The sequence below is a fragment of the Streptomyces sp. cmx-4-9 genome (assembly GCF_046548835.1).
Taxonomy (GTDB): domain Bacteria; phylum Actinomycetota; class Actinomycetes; order Streptomycetales; family Streptomycetaceae; genus Streptomyces.
In genome coordinates, this window is the sequence record NZ_JAEBEE010000002.1 from 658,693 (window position 1) to 677,150 (window position 18,458).

Below are 18,458 nucleotides of genomic sequence, written 5' to 3' on the forward strand. Positions count from 1 at the left end.
GTACGGGCACGCAGGAAACGTCCGCACGACCCTCACCCTCGGGAGCAGCCGGTGTCGTCGCAGGAAATCCCCATCACGCTCACCCCCCGACAGGCCGCCCACGGAGTGATCCTCACCGTCCCGACGGGGACGGGCACCGCCCGGCTGCGCATCCCCTCCGTCCGCCACGGCGACCTGGTCCGGGCGCGCCTCGCGGACCAGGAGGTCCTGCTGCGCATCACGGTGGGCGGCGCCCCCGGGTCCGTCCCGCCCGCCCCCGGTGACAAGAAGGGCGTCGGCGGATGCCTGGCGGCGTGCGCCGTGCTGGCCGCCGTGATCGTGGGAATCATCGCGTTCAACAGCGGGGACGATTCCCGGAACGCCGCCTCCGACTCCCCGACCGCGACCGCGTCCCCCAGCCCCAGCCCCAGCCCCAGCTACAGCTACGGCTCCGGGGCCGGCTCCGACCCCTCGGCGACCACCCCCTCCTCCTCCGCCCCGGCTGCCGACCCCGTACCCGCCCCCGCCGACACGGCGGCCTGGCCCGAGGCGTCGCCCACGACCGCGGAGCCCAGTCCCTTCGACAAGGGGACCTGCCTCAACGGAACCCTGCCGGACTCGACGACCCCGCAGAGCGTCACCGGAGTGGAGGAGGTCTCCTGCTCGGCGTCCGACGCCCACTACCGGGTCATCGAGAGCTTCCCCTTCACCTCGGACCTCGACCGCTGCAACGACAACCCCAAGACGCAGTACGCCTTCTCCTACCGCTACAGCCGCGGTGCCACCGTCATCAACCAGTACGTGTACTGCCTCGTCGGCATCGGCTCCTACGGCCGCGGCTGACCACCTCCGCCCGCTTCACCCTCAACGCCCGCCCAAGGAGGGGCTGTTCGTGCCGATCCGGGCCGCCAGGAGGGCGATGTCGTCGTCGGCGGACGCCGGAACCAGATGCGCGATCAGCGTGTCGCACAGGTGGTCCAGGGGCTGTTGGGGCTCCGAGAGCAGCCCCGTCAGCTCCCTCAGCCGGTCGTCGATGTCCCTGCTGCGCGCCTCGATCAGGCCGTCCGTGTACAGGACGAGGACACTGCCGGGCGGCAGGGTGATCTCCGTGGTGGTGAAGGTGATGCCGCCGACCCCCAGCGGGACACCGGGCGGGGTCGCCACGAGGCGCACGACGCCGTCCGGTTCGGCCACGGCCGGCGGGGGATGCCCGGCACGGGTGACCGTACACCGACCGGTCGCGGGATCGCAGACCACGTACAGGAAGGTCGCGAGCATCGGCTCCGTCAAGTCGGCCAGGGCAGCCTCCATCTGGTGCAGCAGCGCCGTGGGCGGCATGTCCAGGCGCGCCAGGGCCCGGACGGTGGCGGAGAGCCGCCCCATCACCGCGGCCGCCGCGATGCCGTGCCCCATCACGTCCCCGATGAGGAGGGCGGCCCGGCCCCCGCTGAGGGGCAGCACGTCGTACCAGTCGCCGCCCACCTCGTTGACGTCGCTGGCCGGGAGGTAGCGGTGGGCGATCTCGATTCCGGGCGGCGGGGTGACGTGCTGGGGCAGCATGCTGCGCTGCAGGACCACCGCGGTCTCGTGCTCGTGGAGGTAGAGGCGGGCGTTGTCGATGCTGATGGCCGTGCGGGCGGCGAGCTCCCCCGCCAGCGTGACGTCGTCGGACCCGAAGGGCCCGGCGGGCCCGGTGCGGTAGAAGGTCGCGATGCCCAGCACCGTGTCCCGCGCCACCAGCGGCATCATCAGGAACGAGTGCACGCCGGTGTCGAGCAGTTGGGCCGGCTTGGGGGTGTGGCGGGAGGCCGGGGCGACGGTCTCGGCATCGAGGCGGGCGATCAGGAACGGCTGCCGGTCCGCGAGGGCCTGGGTGTAGGGGGCGGTCGGGGGGAAGGTCAGCGTCCGGCCGAGCGGAGCGAGGATGCGGGTGACCGGAGAGCCGGTCAGGGGCGCCTTGCCCAGCCGCCGCAGGTCGGTGCCCCCGGTCAGCCCCATGCCCGGCTCGTCGCCGCGGGCGAGGCTGTCCAGTACGTCGACGGTGACGGCGTCCGCAAGCTGGGGCACGGCGAGGTCGGCGAGCTCCTGGGCGGTCCGCTCCAGGTCGAGGCTGTCGCCGAGGCGGGAGCTCGCCTCGCTCAGCAGGGCGAGCCGGCGCCGGCCGGCCTCCGCCTCGGTATGGTCGCGCTGCTGGGCGGTGATGTCCAGCAGGGAGGCGATCACACCGATCGGACGGCCGCCGGGGTCCTGGACGCGCACGTACGAACAGGACCACACCCGGTCGCGCTCGGGATCGGCGGGGGTCCGCCCCGTGCGGCGGCGGTCCAGGACCGGTTCACCGGTCTCCAGGACCCGGTGCATCGCCGCCTCCATCTCGCCGGCGTTCACCTCGGGCAGCACCTCGGCGAGCCTCCGCCCCACGTGCGCGGCCTCCGAGAGCCCGTTCATCGTCTCCAGCGCCGGGTTGACCTGGAGGAAGCGCAGCTCGGTGTCGAGGACGGCGATGCCGACGGGCGAGCGGGCGAACAGCCCGTCCCACACCGCCGAAGACCCACGGATGCGGCGCGCGGCGTGCGCGTCGGCCGCGAACACCAGGACGGCTGCGGCTCCCTGGCGCCGGTCGGGCACGGGGCAGGCCCAGATCTCCAGCTCCAGCGGACGGCCGTCGCGGTGCCAGGCGGTGACCGTGCCCATGACCCCGCGCCCGGTGGCGGCGGTCTCCCACAGGGACCGGCCCAGGCTCCGGTCGGCTCCCGGGTGCAGCAGGTCGGAGATGTGCCGCCCGAGCACCTCGGGCGGGGCGTAGCCCAGCAGCTCCTGTGCGCCCTGGTTCCAGCGGACGACGACCCCCTCGCCACTGGTGGCCACCAGGGCCACCCGGAGGGCGCCGAGCCATCCCCCGGCGTCCTGGGCGGCTCCGCTGACCAGGTCGTCGAGCGGCGTCTCCTCAGGCATCGCGGGCCCGGTCGTCCAAGGCCGCGGGCTGCTCGGGCGACGACGGCTCGCCCGCCGCTGCCGGCGGCTGTGCTTCCTCCACCCCCTCATCCTCGCCCGCCCGGCCCGGGACCGCACCCGGCCGCGGACCGGGCCCGGCCGGACCGGGAAGCGGAGCCCCGGCCACCGGGTCCCTCCGGCGTACGTCCGCCACCGCCACGGGAGCCGGCACGGGGGGCGTGGGAGAGGGCCGCCGGGGGCGCCCCCTGCGACCTTCCCGGCTCCGGGCCCGGACCCCGGCGCGGCCCCGCGTCCCGGCACCCGGCCCTCCGGGAGGGAGCGCGAGCGCACCCGGCACCCGGCCCTCCCCGAGGGGACTGCCGGACACCGGGTGCGCTGCCGCTCGTCCCCGGGGCCGCCCTGGCCGCTACTTCGGCATCAGGACGGTGTCGACGATGTAGACGTTGGCGTTGGCCGTCTTGACGTTGCCGCAGACGACGTTCGACACGGAGTTGACCTTGTAGGACTCACCCGAACCGCTCGTGGTGAGCTTGGTCTTCTCCAGGGTGTCGAAGGAGCCGTTCTCCAGCTGCTTCGGCGCGAGGCGCTCGCCGACGACGTGGTACGTGAGGATCTTCGTCAGCATGTCCTTGTCCGCGAGGACCTTGTCGAGGTCCGCCTTCGGGATCTTCGCGAAGGCGTCGTTGGTCGGCGCGAAGACGGTGATCTCCTTGGCGTTGTTCAGGGTGTCCACCAGGCCGGCCTTCTTGACCGCGGTGACCAGCGTGGACAGTGCCGGGTTGTTCGAGGCCGCGGTGGCCACCGGGTCCTTGGCCATGCCGTCGAAGGACCCGGCGCCCTCGGCGGGAACCCCGGCACAGGCCGGCCCGAAGGGCTGGTCCCCGGTCGTCGGGGCGTCGGAGGTGGCCGGCTGGGAGGCGACGGCGTCGGCGCTCTTGTCCGCGCTGGATCCCGCCGCGGAATCACTGCCCGAGTCGGAGCAGGCGGCGAGGGAGAACGGCAGGAGGGCGGCCGCGGCGACGGCAAGGGCGGTGCGGCGGATGCGCAGGGTGCTGGACATGGGGTGTGTCTCCTGTGGTGTGACGGTTCTCGTAAGAGCGGTGGTCAGTGGCTTTCGGTGGCCGGGCGCTCAGCGGATCGGACGCTCAGCGGACTGGCCGGGGGCTCGGACCGCGGTCTCGTCGGCGGGCTCGTCGGCGGTCTCGTGGTCCGGTGGGGTCGGCCCGGCCCTTGGAACCGGCCGCCCGCCCTCCGGGCGCGGCACCGCGGGCGCCACGGGGGAGGAGGGTGCAGTGGTTGCTCACACCTGGGCTTCGGTGTGGGCCGTACGGCGGATTGGTCCTTCCCCCGAACGGGTTCGCAACGGTCGAGGATTGACCCCGAACGGGCCGGCCCGCCCGCGTCCGCGCCCAGGATGCGCGGCAGGGCAATCCGTACGGGCCCCGGCACCGAAGGGAGGATGGGACCGCCGTACGGCGAGCCTGCGGCCGCCCCCGTCCCCCGGGGCCGGTCCCGTCCGGGAGTGAAGGGTTGTCCATGCGAGGGATGCACGAGGGCGCACGCCCCGACACCGAACGGCGGCGCGCGACGCCGCCGCCGCACGGGAAGCGGCTGCGGTGAGCCGCCCCCTGCCGTTCGGCCGGCCGCGGGATGCGGGCGACTCCGGGGCCCGAGGACTGGAAGAGGTCATGCAGCAGGTGGCCCGCGGGGACAAGGAGGCGTTCTCGGTCCTCTACGACGGCGTCGTGAACACGGTGTTCGGCATCACCCTGAAGGTCGTCCGCGACCGCGCCCAGGCCGAGGAGGTCGCTCAGGAAGTGATGATCGACCTGTGGCGCCAGGCCGCCCGCTACCGCCCGGAGGCCGGCAGCGTGCTGACCTGGGTGGCCACCCTCGCGCACCGCAGGGCCGTCGACCGGGTCCGGTCGGCCCAGGCCGCGGCGGACCGCGACCTCAACACGGCGGTGCGCGATCAGCAGCGGCCCTTCGACGAGGTGGCCGAACAGGTCGAGACGCGTCTGGAGAGCGAGCAGGTCCGCCGCTGCATGCACTCGCTGACCGAACTCCAGCGCCAAGCCGTCACACTGGCCTATTACCAGGGTCTGACCTACCGCGAGGTGGCCGAGACGCTGCGGGCGCCGCTTCCGACCATCAAGACCCGAATGCGTGACGGACTGATCCGGCTGCGCGACTGCATGGGGGTGACCACGTGAAACACGATGAAGACCTGCACACCCTGGCCGGCGCGTACGCACTCGACGCACTGGGCCCCGAGGAGCACGACGCGTTCCTCGCCCACCTGGACCGCTGCGCCTCCTGTGCCGGCGAGATGAGCGGCTTCTCGGCCACGGCGGCCCGGCTGGCCGCTGCCGCCTCCCTGCCCGCTCCCGCGCACCTGAAGGAGGGCGTCCTGGAGCGCGTGGACACGGTCCGGCAGCTGCCGCCGCTCGTGCCCTCCGGACGCACCGTCCGCTTCGGCAGGGTGTGGCTGCGCAAGGCCGCCCCCTTCGCCCTGGCCGCCAGCCTGGCGGCGGCCGCCGCCTTCGGCGGTATCGCCGTCGTGCAGCACCAGCAGGCCGACCAGGCCCGCGCGCAGGCCCAGCGGGCCGACCGGCAGGTGCAGGCCATGACCGCCGTGATGGCCGCGCCCGACGCCAAGAGCGTCCACGGACGCACCAGCACCGGTGCCAGTACCTCCGTCGTCAGCTCGGCGCGGCTCGCCCAGGCCGTCTTCCTCAGCACCGGCCTGCCCGCGGCGGGCGAGGGACGCACCTACCAGCTGTGGTTCGACGACAACGGGGCCATGCGCCCGGCCGGACTCCTGCGGCAGGACGGAGCCGTCCTGTTGGAGGGAGATCCCGGGCGGGCCCGCGCAGTGGGCCTGACCCTGGAACCCGCGGGCGGCTCGGCGCAGCCCACCACCGCCCCGCTGATGCTGCTGCGGCTGCCGGCCTGACCCGGCCGCCGCTCCCGCCCGGCCCGCTCCTGCCCGTAGGCTTCGGCCGTGACCAGCAGGGGGCCGGACCGTCGACGGGTGGTGGGCGGCGTGCTCGGCGCGGCCGCCCTGGCCCTCGCCGGGTGCTCGGCGCCCTCGGACCCGGTGCGGCGCCTGCGCCTCGCGACGGGGCCGCCGGGCGGCCCGTACCACGCGTTCGGACAGGCCCTCGCGCAGGCCGTCGCCGCCGCAGGCAGCGGGCTGGAGATCACCCCGGTGAGCACCGCGGCCAGCGTGGACAACCTGCGGGAACTCTCCGAAGGCGCCGTCGACCTGGCCCTGTCCATGGCGGACACGGCCGAGGACGCGGCGCTCGGGCACGCGTCCTTCGCCCACCCCGTCGCGGTGACGGCGCTGGCCCGGATCTATGTGAACTACACGCACCTCCTCGTCCCGGCGGACGGCCCGGTGCGCTCGGTGGACGGCCTCGCCGGCCGGCCGGTCGCGGCGGGCGCGGTCGGATCGGGCGTCCAGGTGGTGGCGGAGCGCATCCTGCGGGCCGCGGGACTCGGCGAGGGCCCGGCGGCGGTCCGCGAACAGCGCCTGGGCCTCGCCGAATCGGCGCGGGCGCTCCAGGCGGGCGCCGTCGACGCCCTGTTCTGGTCCGGGGGCGTGCCCACCCCCGCCCTCGCGGAGCTCGCCCGGGCCCTGCCCGTTCGGGTCCTCGCACTGGACGGCCACGTCGGCGCGCTGCGCGCACTCCACGGTCCGGTCTACACGGCGGTCACCCTGCCGGCCGGGGTGTACGGGCTGACCGAGCCGGTGGCGACGGTCGGGGTCGGCAACTACCTCCTCGCCCGGGCCGGTTTGCCGTCCTCCGCCGTGCGCGAGGTGCTCCGGGTGGTCTACGGACACTGGGGCGACCTGCTCCGCGAGGTCACGGCGGGAGCCCGGCTGGAGCCCCGGTTCGCCATCTCGACCGGGCGGGTCCCGCTGCACCCGGGCGCGGTGGCCTACTACCGGTCCGTCTACGGCTGACCCGTCAGGGGCGGGCTCCGGCGGACGGCATCCGCAGTTCGACGACCAGGCCGTGCGGCGCATTCGCCCCGACCCGCAGCAGGCCGCCGCCGGCGCGGGCGATCTCGTCGGCGATGGCCAGCCCCAGCCCGCTGCCCGGCACGTTCTGGTGCCCGGGGGAACGGGCGAATCGGCGCAGCAGCAGGCCCAGTTGGTCCTGCGGAACGCCAGGCCCGTCATCAGCGACCCGGACGCGTACGCACCCCTCGTCCCGGTGCTCCAGAACCTGCACCTCCACCCGGCCGCCGTACGGGACGAACTTGACGGCGTTGTCGAGGAGCGCGTCCAGGACCCGCCCGGCCGCATCGGGCAGGGCGCGGGCCCGCAACCCGTCCGCGGGGCCGGTGGCCGTCAGCGTGAGCCCGGCCGCCTCGAACACCCCCGACCAGGCACGCACCCGTTCCCGTACGGCCCGGGCCACGTCCTGGTCGGCCGGTTCCGCCACCGCCGCCTCCACCCGGGCCAGCGCCAGCAGCCCGTCGAGGAGTTCCTCCAGGCGCTCCGCCTCGTCCAGGGCGCGGGAGTGCTCCGCCCGGCCGGGTCCGGCGGGAAGGTGCGGTTCGATGTTCTCCAGTTGCAGTACCAGGGTGGCCAGCGGATTGCGCAGCTGATGGGAGGCGTCGGCGACGAAGTCGCGCTGACGGCCCAGGGAATCGGCCATCGCCTGCGCCATGGCGTTGAAATGCAGCCGCAGACGGCGCAGTTCGGGCGGGCCGGTGGCGGACACGGCGCGGGCCTGGAGGCTGCCCGCGGCCAGCCGCTCCACCGCCCGGTCCAAGTCCAGGACCGGCCGCAGCAGCCAGCGGGCGGTCCCGGCGGCGACCAGCGCCGCAGCCGTGAACGCCGCGGCGGCCCCGGCCGCGATCAGCGACCAGCGGACCCCCACGTCCCGGCGGGCCGCCGCGGTCGGCACGGCCATCAGCACCGCCCCGCTGACCCGTTCGTCCCGGCCCACCGGCTCGGCGATCACCGCGGTCCGCGGGCCCCAGGGGTGCACGGTCGCCAGCCGGTCCGTGGAACGTCCGGTGAGGGCGCGCCGCAGGGCCTGGGCGCCCTCGGGCGCAGCGGACACCGAGCGGTCGGTGCCGGCCCGCGTGACCGTCGACCCCGCGGTGTCGACGACGACCACCGAAGCGCCGTACACCTGCGCGTACCGGTCGATCTCGGCGGACAGCTCCGCCCGGTCGGCGCCGGTGCGCACCCGGTCGGCTAGGTCGGCGAACCGCACCGCCTCCGAACGCCGCTGCAGCAGCAGATGCTCGGTCCGGCCCCGCGCGTACGCGTCGGCCAGCGGCAGGGAGAGCAGCAGCGCCGCGACCCCCATCAGCACCGTCAGGACGGCCAGCAGCCTGCGTCTCACGGCCGGCCGAGCTGGTAGCCGAAGCCGTGGACGGTGCGCACCAGCGCGGGGCGGCCGGTCTTGGCCCGGATCCCCGCGACGTGGACGTCCAGCGAGCGGGAGGCGGCCAGGAAGGCGTCGCCCCAGACCCGGTCGAGGATCTCCTCGCGGGAGTGCACCTCGTCCGGACGGGCGGCCAGGAAGGCGAGGACGTCGAACTCGCGGCGGGTGAGCCGTACCTCGACCCCCGCCACGGTGACCGTCCGGCGCGCCGCGTCCACCTCGACGTCCCCGCAGTGGACGGGACCGCCGGTGCCTGCGCCGCGCCCCGGGTGCGGGTCGGTGCGGCGGCGCACGGTGTCGATGCGGGCCATCAACTCGGCCATCCGGAAGGGTTTGACGACGTAGTCGTCGGCCCCGGCCCGCAGCCCCTGCACGATGTCGCGCTCCTCGCAGCGCGCGGTCACCACGATCAGCGGGGCGTCGCAGACGGTCCGCAGCCGCCGCAGCAGCTCCAGCCCGTCCAGGTCGGGCAGACCCAGGTCGAGCAGGACGAAGTCGGCCTCGCGGACGTGCCGCAGGGCGTCCAGCGCGCGGCCGGCCCTGCGGACGGTGTGCCCGCGCTGGGCGAGCGCGGTGCCCAGGGCCTGGGCCATGCGGTCGTCGTCCTCGACGAGCAGCGCGTGCATAGAGGGTGTCCCGTCAGCCGTGAGCCGGGCGGTAGCTTACGGGAGCCGCCGGTCGTGGTCACCGCGGCCGGTCAGCCCGCGGCCCCGGTGGGGGAGGCGGCCCGGTCGGGGCCTGCGCCGCCACCGGGCGCAGCCCCGCTGCCGTTGCCGCTCCCGCTGCCGGAGGCGGCGTCGGCCTCGGCCTCCGCACGGCTGAGTGCGGTGTTGCGGGTGTCCGGCATCAGGACGTAGGTGACCAGCGAGACCAGCGCACAGGCGGAGACGTACCAGAAGAACATCGTCTCGCGGCCGCTGTTCTTGAACCACAGGGCCACGTACTCCGCCGTGCCGCCGAACAGCGCGTTCGCCACGGCGTACGGCAGGGCCACGCCCAGGGCGCGCACCCGGGTCGGGAACAGCTCGGCCTTGACCGCCGCGTTGATGGAGGTGTAGCCGGTGACGATCACCAGCGCCAGCAGGGACAGGCCCAGCGCCTCCCCGTACGAGGTCGCCGAACCCAGGGCCGTCATGATCGGGTAGGTGCCGACGGTGCAGCCCACCGCGAAGGTGATCAGCAGCGGGCGCCGCCCGATCCGGTCGGAGAGCATCCCGGCGAAGGGCTGGAGCACGGCGAAGAGGGTCAGGGCGGTGAAGCTGACCAGGGTGGCGGTCGTCTTCGCCATGCCCGCACTGCCGACCAGGTACTTGGTGAGGTAGGTGGTGTACGTGTAGTAGGCCACGGTGCCGCCGAGGGTGAGCGCCATGACCAGGCCCGCCTGCCGGCGGTGCTCCCACAGCAGCTTCAGCGTCCCGCGCGCACCGTCGTCCGGGCCGTCCCCGGCGGCCGGCTCCTGCGTGAACGCGTCGGTCTCCTGGAGCCTGCGGCGCAGCCAGAAGACGACCACGGCGAAGAGGGCTCCGACCAGGAACGGGATCCGCCAGCCCCAGCTCTCCAACTGGACCGTCGTGAGCGTGTGCTGCAGCGTGATCAGGATGCCGAGGCCGAGCAGCTGGCCGCAGGTCATCGACACGTACTGGAACGAGGAGCCCAGGCCCCGCCGGCCGCGTTCCGACACCTCGGTGAGGTAGGTCGCGCTGGCCGCGTACTCGCCGCCGATGCTCATTCCCTGGAGCAGCCGGGCGAGCAGCAGGACCAGGGCGCCGGCGTATCCGGCCTGTCCGTAGGTCGGGGCGACGGCGATCAGCAGGGCGGCCACCGACATCATCGTGACGGTGAGCGTGAGGGCGCTCTTGCGCCCGTGCCGGTCGGCCGCGCGGCCCAGGACCCAGCCGCCGACCGGCCGCATCAGGAAGCCCACCGCGAAGATCCCGGCGGTGTTCATCAGCTGGGTGGTCGGGTTGTCGCCGGGGAAGAAGGAGTCGGCGAAGTAGATCGCGAAGCTGGCGTAGACGAACCAGTCGTACCACTCGACGAGGTTGCCGAGCGAGCCGCCGACCAGGGCGGTGCGGCGCTTCCTGCGCTCGTCTGCGGGCGGTCGGGAGGGCAGGGCGGCGGTGGCGGACATGGCGGCTCCAGGGGAGGTCCCGGACGGGAGGAGGTGAGGTGCCCAGAGCATGGAGCCGGCGGCGGGGCCAGACAAGGACCGGCACGGAGATCTAACAATCCGCTAAGAAAGCCCACCCCTGCGGGGGGCGTGAGCCGCGTCTCACCCGGGCTGCGGCGCTTGTCCATGCAACGAGTTGCATAGAAGGATCAGGGGCATGGCACTCGAGCACGCGATCCTCGTCTCCCTCCTGGAGCAGCCGGGCTCCGGCTATGAGCTGGCCCGCCGGTTCGACCGGTCCATCGGCTACTTCTGGACCGCGACGCACCAGCAGATCTACCGCGTGCTCAAGCGCATGGAGGGCGACGGCTGGCTCGACGTCCTCGAAGTGCCGCAGCAGGCCAGGCCGGACAAGAAGGAGTACTCCGTCGCCGCCGCGGGCCGCTCCGCCCTGGCCGCCTGGCTCCAGGAGCCGATCCAGCCCGACACCGTCCGGCACGAACTTGCCGTGAAGATCCGCGGCGCCGCCTTCGACGACCCCGCCGGACTGATCCGCGAGGTCGAACGGCACCAGCGGGTGCACGCCGACCGGCTCACGCACTACCTCGCCGGGGAACGGCGTGACTTCACCGGCCCCGACGCCCCCGCGGTGCCCGACGCCGGACGGGAGCTCCAGCACGTCGTGCTCAGGGGCGGCATCGCCTACGAGCGGATGCAGACCGCCTGGCTCCAGGACGTCCTGGACACCCTCCACCGGCTCGCCGGGCACTGAACGGCCGCCCACCCGGCGCCCGGCGGCCGCACCGCCGCGCACCCCCCCCCCCGCGGCCCGGCACCGACCGGCCGTGCACGCACCTGCCAGGCCTCCCTGCCCGGCCTCCCTGACCGACCTCCCCGAGCCCGATCCGCCGAGTACCGCCGAGTACCGCCGGGCCCACGACCCCCGAAAGGCGACCCCCGATGACCGACCCGCTGCTGTTCAACCCGCACACCTACGACCCCGCGCACTTCGACCCGGAGACCCGCAGGCTGCTGCGCGCGACCGTCGACTGGTTCGAGAGCCGCGGCAAGCGCCGGCTGATCGAGGACTACCGGTCCCGCGCCTGGCTGGCGGACTTCCTCGCGTTCTCCGCGAAGGAAGGCCTCTTCGCCACCTTCCTCACCCCCTCCGCCGCCGCCGGCGAGGACGAGCCGGACAAGCGCTGGGACACGGCGCGCATCGCCGCCCTCAACGAGGTCTTCGGCTTCTACGGCCTGGACTACTGGTACGCGTGGCAGGTCACCATCCTCGGCCTCGGCCCGGTCTGGCAGAGCGACAACGCCGCCGCCCGCAGCCGCGCGGCCGAACTCCTTGCCGAGGGGGAGGTGTTCGCGTTCGGCCTGTCCGAGAAGACCCACGGCGCCGACATCTACTCCACCGACATGCTGCTGGAGCCCGCCGCCGACGGCGGCTTCCGGGCCACCGGCTCCAAGTACTACATCGGCAACGGCAATGCCGCCGGCCTGGTCTCCGTCTTCGGCCGCCGCACCGACGTGGAAGGCCCCGACGGCTACGTGTTCTTCGCCGCCGACAGCCGCCACCCGGCCTACCACCTGGTGAAGAACGTCGTCGACTCCTCCAAGTACGTCAGCGAGTTCCGGCTGGAGGACTACCCGGTCGCCGCCGCCGACGTCCTGCACACCGGCCGCGCCGCCTTCGACGCCGCCCTCAACACGGTCAACGTCGGCAAGTTCAACCTGTGCACCGCCTCCATCGGCATCTGCGAGCACGCGATGTACGAAGCCGTCACGCACGCCCGGAACCGCATCCTGTACGGCCGTCCGGTCACCGCCTTCCCGCACGTGCGCCGCGAACTGGCAGACGCCTACGTCCGCCTCGTCGGGATGAAGCTGTTCAGCGACCGCGCCGTCGACTACTTCCGCTCCGCCGGCCCCGACGACCGCCGCTACCTGCTGTTCAACCCGATGACCAAGATGAAGGTGACCACGGAGGGCGAGAAGGTCATCGACCTGATGTGGGACGTCATCGCGGCCAAGGGCTTCGAGAAGGACACCTACTTCGCCCAGGCGGCCGTCGAGATCCGCGGCCTGCCGAAGCTGGAGGGCACGGTCCACGTCAACCTCGCCCTGATCCTCAAGTTCCTGCGCAACCACCTCCTGGACCCGGCCGGCTACGCGCCCGTGCCGACCCGCCTCGACGCGGCCGACGACGCCTTCCTCTTCCGCCAGGGCCCCGCCCGCGGCCTCGGCTCCGTACGCTTCCACGACTGGCGCACCGCCTACGACGCGTACGCCGACGTGCCCAACGTCGCGCGCTTCCGCGAACAGGCGGACGCCCTCTGCGAGTTCGTCACGACCGCCGCCCCCGACGAGCAGCAGAGCCGCGACCTCGACCTGCTGCTGGCCGTGGGCCAGCTGTTCGCCCTGGTCGTGCACGGCCAGCTGATCCTGGAGCAGGCACAGCTGTCCGGGCTGGACCAGGACGTGCTCGACGAGCTGTTCTCCGTCCTCGTACGGGACTTCTCGGGCCACGCCGTCGAGCTGTACGGCAAGGACTCGGCCACCGCGGAACAGCAGAGCTGGGCGCTCGGCGCCGTCCGCCGCCCGGTCGTCGACGAGGACCGGGCCGCCCGCGTCTGGGCGCGCGTCGAGGCGCTGGCCGGGGCGTACGAGATGGCCCCCTGAGCCGTCCCGTCCCGTCCCACCGCGCTTGCCCGCCGGGCCCGGTCCCGTACTCCCGCGGGTGAGTCGTCCACCACGGACCGCCCATGACCTGCCCGCCGCGGGCGGGCGCAGGTGCGCGCCCGCCCGCGGCGGTCCCTCAGGCCGTGACGGGCCGGCCGGCGGCCGCCATCCGGACGACATCGTTGCCCAGCGAATCCAGCCAGGTCACAGCGGCGAAGAACCGCGGCGGACCGACCTCGGGCACCGGGTCCGGCGGCGAGGGGTCCGCCCGTGACCCGTCCACCGGTTGCGCCCGGTCCGGCCCCTGTACGGCAGCGGGGCCACCGGCTCCGACGGACCCGTGCGGTCCGTCGGAGCCGGAGAGTTCCGCCCGCTGCGCCCTTTGCGCCGCCTGACGCAGGCCGGCGGCCACCGCGGCGCCGTGCTCCCGCAGCCACACACCGTCCTGCGGCCCGGGAGCCTGGCCGCCGCGGACGAGCAGCCGCCGTGAACCCCACAGCACGTGGTGGCCCGTCATCATGGCCGCCTGCCAGTCCGAGACCGGGCCCCCGGCCGGCCGGGGCTCGCTCTGGAACTGTGCAAACGCCGACTCCGCCAGCGACAGCGCGAGTTGGAGCGGCCGGTCGTCGGGCTCCTTCCCCGGCCGGCCCGCCGCCACCGCGGCCGTCGTGTCCTCCACGGTCTCGGCGGCCCGCGCCAGCAGCAGGGAGACCGCCCGGTGCAGCTCCAGCTGGGCGCCCCGCGGCCACGCGAGCAGGCCGAACACGATCCCGATGAGACTGCCGATGAGGACGTCCATGAACCTGACCTCGGCCAGCCGCCAGGTCACCGGCGCCAGCTGCGCGAACGCGAAGGACACCACCACGGTGAACATGCCCTGCGCCCAGCCCACGCCGCGTACCGGCCCCACCAGGAACGCCACGAACATGACCACCGGCAGCGCGATCGCGTAGACGGTGGTCCTCCCGCCCACCGAGGCCAGGACGGCGGCGGCGGCCAGCGCCCCCAGCAGCGTGCCCGCCAGCGCGTGGCGCACGGCCGTACGGGTCTGGGCCGCCGTGGTCCGGGTCAGCGACAGGACGGCGAGCATCGCCCAGAAGCCGTGGGGCAGCGACTCCACCCCGGCGACCGTGCGGGCGGCGGCGAGCGCCAGGCTGATCCGCACGGCGTTCTGGAAGTACACCGAACGCGGGACCGCGTGCGCCGCCAGCCGGTGCCACCACAAGCGCGGCGCCCACAGCGCGGCGTACCAGAAGCGGCCCGGATCGGACGCGGCCGACGACAGCGCCCGGCGGCCCCCGACCGCCAGCCGGGCCGCCGTGGAGAAGGCCAGGGCGGCGTCCGCGACCTCCAGCACGGCCGCGCGCCGCCGGCCCCACGCCACACTCGGGGGGCGCCCGTCCCCCGACCGGGCCTCCTCCCGGACGCGCTGCAGGGCCTGCGCCGCCGCCCCCTGCCCGGCCGCCCCCGGAGGGGATTCGGCGAGCAGGGCGGCAGCCTCCGCCACGGCCGCGCGGACCGCGGGCAGCACCGCGGGCATCTCCTGCGGCGGCGGCCGTACCGCCGGAGCCGGAGGCAGGATCACCAGCCGTCCCAGGAGCGTGCGCGCCGCCAGGCCCGTGTGGGCGAGCGCCCGGTCCCGCAGACCCGGACCGGCAGGCCGCTCCGCCTCCTCCACACGGAAGGGGCGCAGGCTCTCGCCGGCCGCCCGGGCGGCCGCGGCCGAAGCGGCGGACAGCACGAACGGCGCGCGGCCCACCTCCGCCACACAGCGCTCGGCGGTGGCGGCGGCGTCGGCCGCCAGCCGCAGGTACGGGGAACCCCGTACCTCGGGCAGCACGAACAGCTCGGCGAGGATCAGCAGCGCCAAGCCGACGGTCGCGCCCACCAGCCGTTCGCCGAGGGTGTCGGGGGCGTACGGCGGGAAGCACGGCAGGATGTAGAGGAGCTGGAGCCCCGGAGCGGCGCCGCCCGCCCGCGGCCCGGCAGCGGCAGCGAAAGCCAGCAGGAAGCCGATCACCAGCATCCCGGCCACGGCGCTCCAGGTCCGTACGGCGAGGTGGGTGCCGACGGTCACCAGAGCCCAGACCAGCGGCGTCGTCCGGACGAGGACGGCCGCCCGCTGGGGCCCGGTCCCCGGAATGTGGGACAGGGCCGCCATCGAGACGGCCGAGAACAGGGCGTAGGTGGCCGCCACCGGCTCATCCAGCCCGTAGAGGAACAGGAAGAAGCCGGCACACGCGGCCAGGGTGGTGCGGAGGGCGCGCCGGGCCGTGGTCGAAGGACCCCGGCCGGCGCCGCCGTCACGTTCGGCGCCCATGACCCCATGATCGGGCCGCCGGCCGGAACCCACCACTACGGAGCGGGCGGACCCGTCACCCCTGCCACACCACGACGTCGAAGGTGCCCCGGGTGTCGGAAGCCTGCCCGGCCGTCTCCTTGGCGGTCAACCGCGCGACCTTGCCCTCATTGGTCTTCGCGCACACGGTGATGCCCGTCTTCAGGCTGATCTCCTTGCCCGTGCCCCGGGTCTCGACCGCGGCCGCGCAGTCGGCGTACGAGGGCGTCGTGCCGGTGTCCGTCCACACCAGCGCCTTCGCCCCGCGCTCGGGCCGGAGCTTGCGCCCGGCGAACTCGAAGACGCTGAAGTCGTTGTCGCTGTTGACCTCGGACTCGGTCGGCGGCTGCGCATCCAGGTCCTTGTCCTCGGCGTACGCGATCACCAGGGAGCCCTCCCACCGGACGGTGCCGGCCGTCTTCGGCGCGGGGGAGGGGCCGAGCGCACCCGCCGCCGGCGTGCCGCCCGACGCCTCGGGGGCCGCCGGAGCCGGGGCCGAGGCCGGGGCCGCGACCACGTCCGAGGGGGAGGGCGCAGCCGGGGGCTGCGCCGCCGGCGGGGTGCTGGGCGCCGCGGACTTGCCGGGGGTCAGCAGGTAGGCGCCGAACACCGTGATCACCGCGGCCACCATGGTCGCACCTGCCCCGATCCAGGCGGTCCGGTGGGAGGAGCCGCCGCCGGCGCCCGAGGGCGCCGCACCGGAGGCGGGGCCGGCGTGCCAGCCTTCCGGGGGAGGGGCCTGGCTGCCGTACCCGGGTTCCTGCTCTCTGTTCACTGCTGATCGTCCCCCTCGTGTGGATCTTGACCGGGGTAGATTACCCGTGCCGCGCGCCCCCGGGTCCCGGCCGCGGGAGCCCGGCCCCGCCGGGCCGGCGGCTCAGCGGCTCACCGGTCCTGCGCGAGTTCGTACAGCTCCCGGAACCGGCCGCCGGGCACCGCCACGAGCTGGGCGAAGGAGCCCTGTTCCGCGATCCGGCCGCCGTCCAGCACGACGATGCGGTCGGCGAGCCGGCAGTTCTCCATCCGGTGCGTGACGATCACGGTGATCCGGTCCTCCTTCATGTCCCGCAGACCCGCGAACACCCGGTGCTCCCCGCGCGGGTCCATCGCGCTCGTCGGCTCGTCCATGACCAGCAGCCCCGGCCGCCGGTGGAAGGCCCGGCCGCAGGCCAGGCGCTGCCACTGGCCGCCCGAGGGCTCGTGGCCACCCCAGAACGACCGGGCGAGCAGCGTGTCCAGACCGTGCGGGAACCCCTCGACGGCCGTCCGCATGCCGACGGCGTCCAGGGCCTCCCAGACGGCCTCCTCCCCGCGGGGGTCGGGACGGCCCAGCGTGATGTTCTCCCGCGTGGAGAACGGCCACGAGCCGTAGCTCTGGGTCACCAGGCCGACGTGCTGCCACACCGTGCGCTGATCGGCGTCGGAAGTGGGCACGCCGTCCCAGGACACCGTCCCGGTGGTCGGCGCCGTCAGCGCGGTCAGCAGGCGGATCAGCGTCGACTTCCCGGCGCCGTTCTCCCCGACGACGGCGAGGACTTCGCCCCGCGCCAGGGTGAGCGAGACCGGCCCGAGCGCCGGCGCGTCCTTGCCCGGGTAGGTGTACGTCGCCTCCTCCAGCCGGATCTTCTCCGGTGCGGCCTCCACCACCTGCGGGCCGCGCGGCCCGGACCGCTCGGCGGCCTCCTCGATGAAGGTGGCGTAGTCGCCCAGGTAGAGGGCGTGCTGGAACATGGCCGCCCCGTAGACGACCAGCGAAGCGAGTGCCGCCGTCGAGGTCCGCATGGCGACGATCGCGGTGCCGGCCGCCGCCAGCGCCATGTACCCGCCCAGCAGGAGCGCGGCCAGGGCCCCGTAGGTGGCGACGACGAACAGGCCCGATGCGGCCGCGGCGGCCAGGTACACGGCCAGGTAGCGGGGCGCCGAGCCGACCAGTTTGGAGTCGATGCGCTCGCAGACCGCCGCGTACCAGTGGTGGGCGTACGGCCGCATCGCGTTGCCGCGCAGCTCGTCGGCCAGCTTGGGCGTGGTGAGGTGCCAGCGCATCATGTGCTTGATGTTGCGCGAGGCGATCGTCTGGTTGTGCAGGGTGTGGTCGAGCCGGGCGGCGTACACGGAGCCCAGGCCCCGGGGCACCACCGACAGCAGGAGCAGCGGCAGGAGCGCGGGGTGCACGACGGTCAGCACGGAGGCGACGGCAGCCATGTCGATGAGGCCGCCGGTGAAGCCGAGGGCGTCCTGCAGCAGCATGGCGGACCGTGCCGAGCCGGTCTCGGCGGCCTCGGAACGCTCCGTGAAGTCGGGGGCGTCGTAGGCGGCGAGCTCCACGTCCATGTGGGCGTCGACCATGGCGAGGTCGGCGAGGGTGGCCATCCGCGGGGTCAGCCGGCGGGCCGCGCTGCCGGTGGCGATGGAGCACAGGGCGCCGAGGGCCGTCATCGCGGCGGCGAGGACCAGCGGCCCGGTGGCGGCCGTGACCCGCTCCTCGACGCCGCCGCCGGTCAGCAGCGGAACCATGGCCCGCGAGACCGCGGCCAGCGCCGCGGCCGTGCAGAGGCCGCCGAGGACCTGGGCGGCGACGAGTACGCAGAACACCCGTCGGTCGACCGCGAGTGCGAGGCGGGCGGTCTGGGTGAGGGCGGCCGGGACGCGCCGGGCCATCTGCCCGAGCGAGAGGGCCTCCATCGTCCGGTGGTGCCGGCCCCAGGTGTAGGTGAGCTCGGCCGGGGCGGGGGGCTCGGGGAGTACGGCGGGTGCGGCGGGTGCGGCTGTGGTGCTCGTCCCGGGTTGCCGGGACGGCTGCCCGGCCGGCGGACCGGCGTGCTTCTCGGACATGCTGCGGCTCCTTCGACTGCCTTCGATTGCATCAACTGGCGTGCCACTGGCCCCGGTTCACCCGTGCCCGGACAGGGCGGAGCGGCCCGGCGCCGCGGTGTGCGGAGGGGGCGGTCCACGGGGGTGGGGGAACTGGGAGGAGTGA

The 18,458-nt window shown here is 74.5% G+C and carries 14 protein-coding genes; 6 read left to right on the forward strand and 8 right to left on the reverse strand.

Going from position 1 to position 18,458, the window contains the following annotated elements:
- Positions 1-51 precede the first annotated feature (51 nt).
- Complete coding sequence (locus tag ACLJTM_RS09060) at positions 52-822, forward strand: hypothetical protein (protein WP_411102913.1); 771 nt, start codon at positions 52-54, stop codon at positions 820-822.
- Between the two features lie 21 nt (positions 823-843).
- Here ACLJTM_RS09060 and ACLJTM_RS09065 read toward each other — a convergent pair whose 3' ends face one another.
- Together ACLJTM_RS09065 and ACLJTM_RS09070 are read right to left on the reverse strand one after the other, a co-directional pair.
- Entirely contained in the window at positions 844-2,934 is a 2,091-nt protein-coding gene (locus ACLJTM_RS09065) for a SpoIIE family protein phosphatase (RefSeq protein WP_411102914.1), read from the reverse strand.
- 406 nt (positions 2,935-3,340) lie between these two features.
- A complete protein-coding gene (locus ACLJTM_RS09070) occupies positions 3,341-3,994 on the reverse strand; it encodes a fasciclin domain-containing protein (RefSeq protein ID WP_411102915.1) in 654 nt (217 codons plus the stop codon).
- Positions 3,995-4,550: 556 nt separating this feature from the next.
- Here ACLJTM_RS09070 and sigK point away from each other — a divergent pair.
- The 3 genes from sigK to ACLJTM_RS09085 are packed head-to-tail and all read left to right on the forward strand — an operon-like array spanning position 4,551 to position 6,907.
- On the forward strand, positions 4,551-5,147 hold the full coding sequence (sigK, locus tag ACLJTM_RS09075; RefSeq protein WP_411102916.1) for an ECF RNA polymerase sigma factor SigK: 597 nt from the start codon (positions 4,551-4,553) through the stop codon (positions 5,145-5,147).
- The gene (locus tag ACLJTM_RS09080; protein ID WP_411102917.1) at positions 5,144-5,890 is read left to right on the forward strand and encodes an anti-sigma factor; all 747 of its coding nucleotides are present in this window, start codon (positions 5,144-5,146) and stop codon (positions 5,888-5,890) included. Before sigK ends, ACLJTM_RS09080 begins: the two co-directional genes overlap by 4 nt.
- A gap of 48 nt (positions 5,891-5,938) precedes the next feature.
- Entirely contained in the window at positions 5,939-6,907 is a 969-nt protein-coding gene (locus tag ACLJTM_RS09085; RefSeq protein WP_411102918.1) for a TAXI family TRAP transporter solute-binding subunit, read from the forward strand.
- Between the two features lie 4 nt (positions 6,908-6,911).
- Here the strand turns inward: ACLJTM_RS09085 and ACLJTM_RS09090 are convergent, their stop codons facing one another.
- The 3 genes from ACLJTM_RS09090 to ACLJTM_RS09100 all read right to left on the reverse strand — a co-directional run bounded on the left by ACLJTM_RS09090 (position 6,912) and on the right by ACLJTM_RS09100 (position 10,479).
- On the reverse strand, positions 6,912-8,306 hold the full coding sequence (locus ACLJTM_RS09090; RefSeq protein WP_411102919.1) for an ATP-binding protein: 1,395 nt from the start codon (positions 8,304-8,306) through the stop codon (positions 6,912-6,914).
- Positions 8,303-8,974, reverse strand: coding sequence for a response regulator transcription factor (locus ACLJTM_RS09095; RefSeq protein ID WP_411102920.1), 672 nt, complete (start codon positions 8,972-8,974; stop codon positions 8,303-8,305). Before ACLJTM_RS09095 ends, ACLJTM_RS09090 begins: the two co-directional genes overlap by 4 nt.
- 71 nt (positions 8,975-9,045) lie before the next feature.
- On the reverse strand, positions 9,046-10,479 hold the full coding sequence (locus ACLJTM_RS09100) for an MFS transporter (protein ID WP_411102921.1): 1,434 nt from the start codon (positions 10,477-10,479) through the stop codon (positions 9,046-9,048).
- Between the two features lie 196 nt (positions 10,480-10,675).
- On the opposite strand from ACLJTM_RS09100, the gene ACLJTM_RS09105 reads away from it, so the two are divergent.
- Entirely contained in the window at positions 10,676-11,230 is a 555-nt protein-coding gene (locus ACLJTM_RS09105) for a PadR family transcriptional regulator (protein ID WP_411102922.1), read from the forward strand.
- A gap of 188 nt (positions 11,231-11,418) precedes the next feature.
- Positions 11,419-13,143, forward strand: coding sequence for an acyl-CoA dehydrogenase family protein (locus ACLJTM_RS09110; RefSeq protein ID WP_411102923.1), 1,725 nt, complete (start codon positions 11,419-11,421; stop codon positions 13,141-13,143).
- 136 nt (positions 13,144-13,279) lie between these two features.
- Here the strand turns inward: ACLJTM_RS09110 and ACLJTM_RS09115 are convergent, their stop codons facing one another.
- From ACLJTM_RS09115 to ACLJTM_RS09125, 3 genes are all read right to left on the reverse strand, one after another.
- The gene (locus tag ACLJTM_RS09115) at positions 13,280-15,463 is read right to left on the reverse strand and encodes an FUSC family protein (RefSeq protein ID WP_411102924.1); all 2,184 of its coding nucleotides are present in this window, start codon (positions 15,461-15,463) and stop codon (positions 13,280-13,282) included.
- Between the two features lie 55 nt (positions 15,464-15,518).
- Complete coding sequence (locus ACLJTM_RS09120; protein ID WP_411102925.1) at positions 15,519-16,256, reverse strand: hypothetical protein; 738 nt, start codon at positions 16,254-16,256, stop codon at positions 15,519-15,521.
- A gap of 110 nt (positions 16,257-16,366) precedes the next feature.
- Complete coding sequence (locus tag ACLJTM_RS09125; RefSeq protein ID WP_411102926.1) at positions 16,367-18,313, reverse strand: ATP-binding cassette domain-containing protein; 1,947 nt, start codon at positions 18,311-18,313, stop codon at positions 16,367-16,369.
- Positions 18,314-18,458 lie beyond the last annotated feature (145 nt).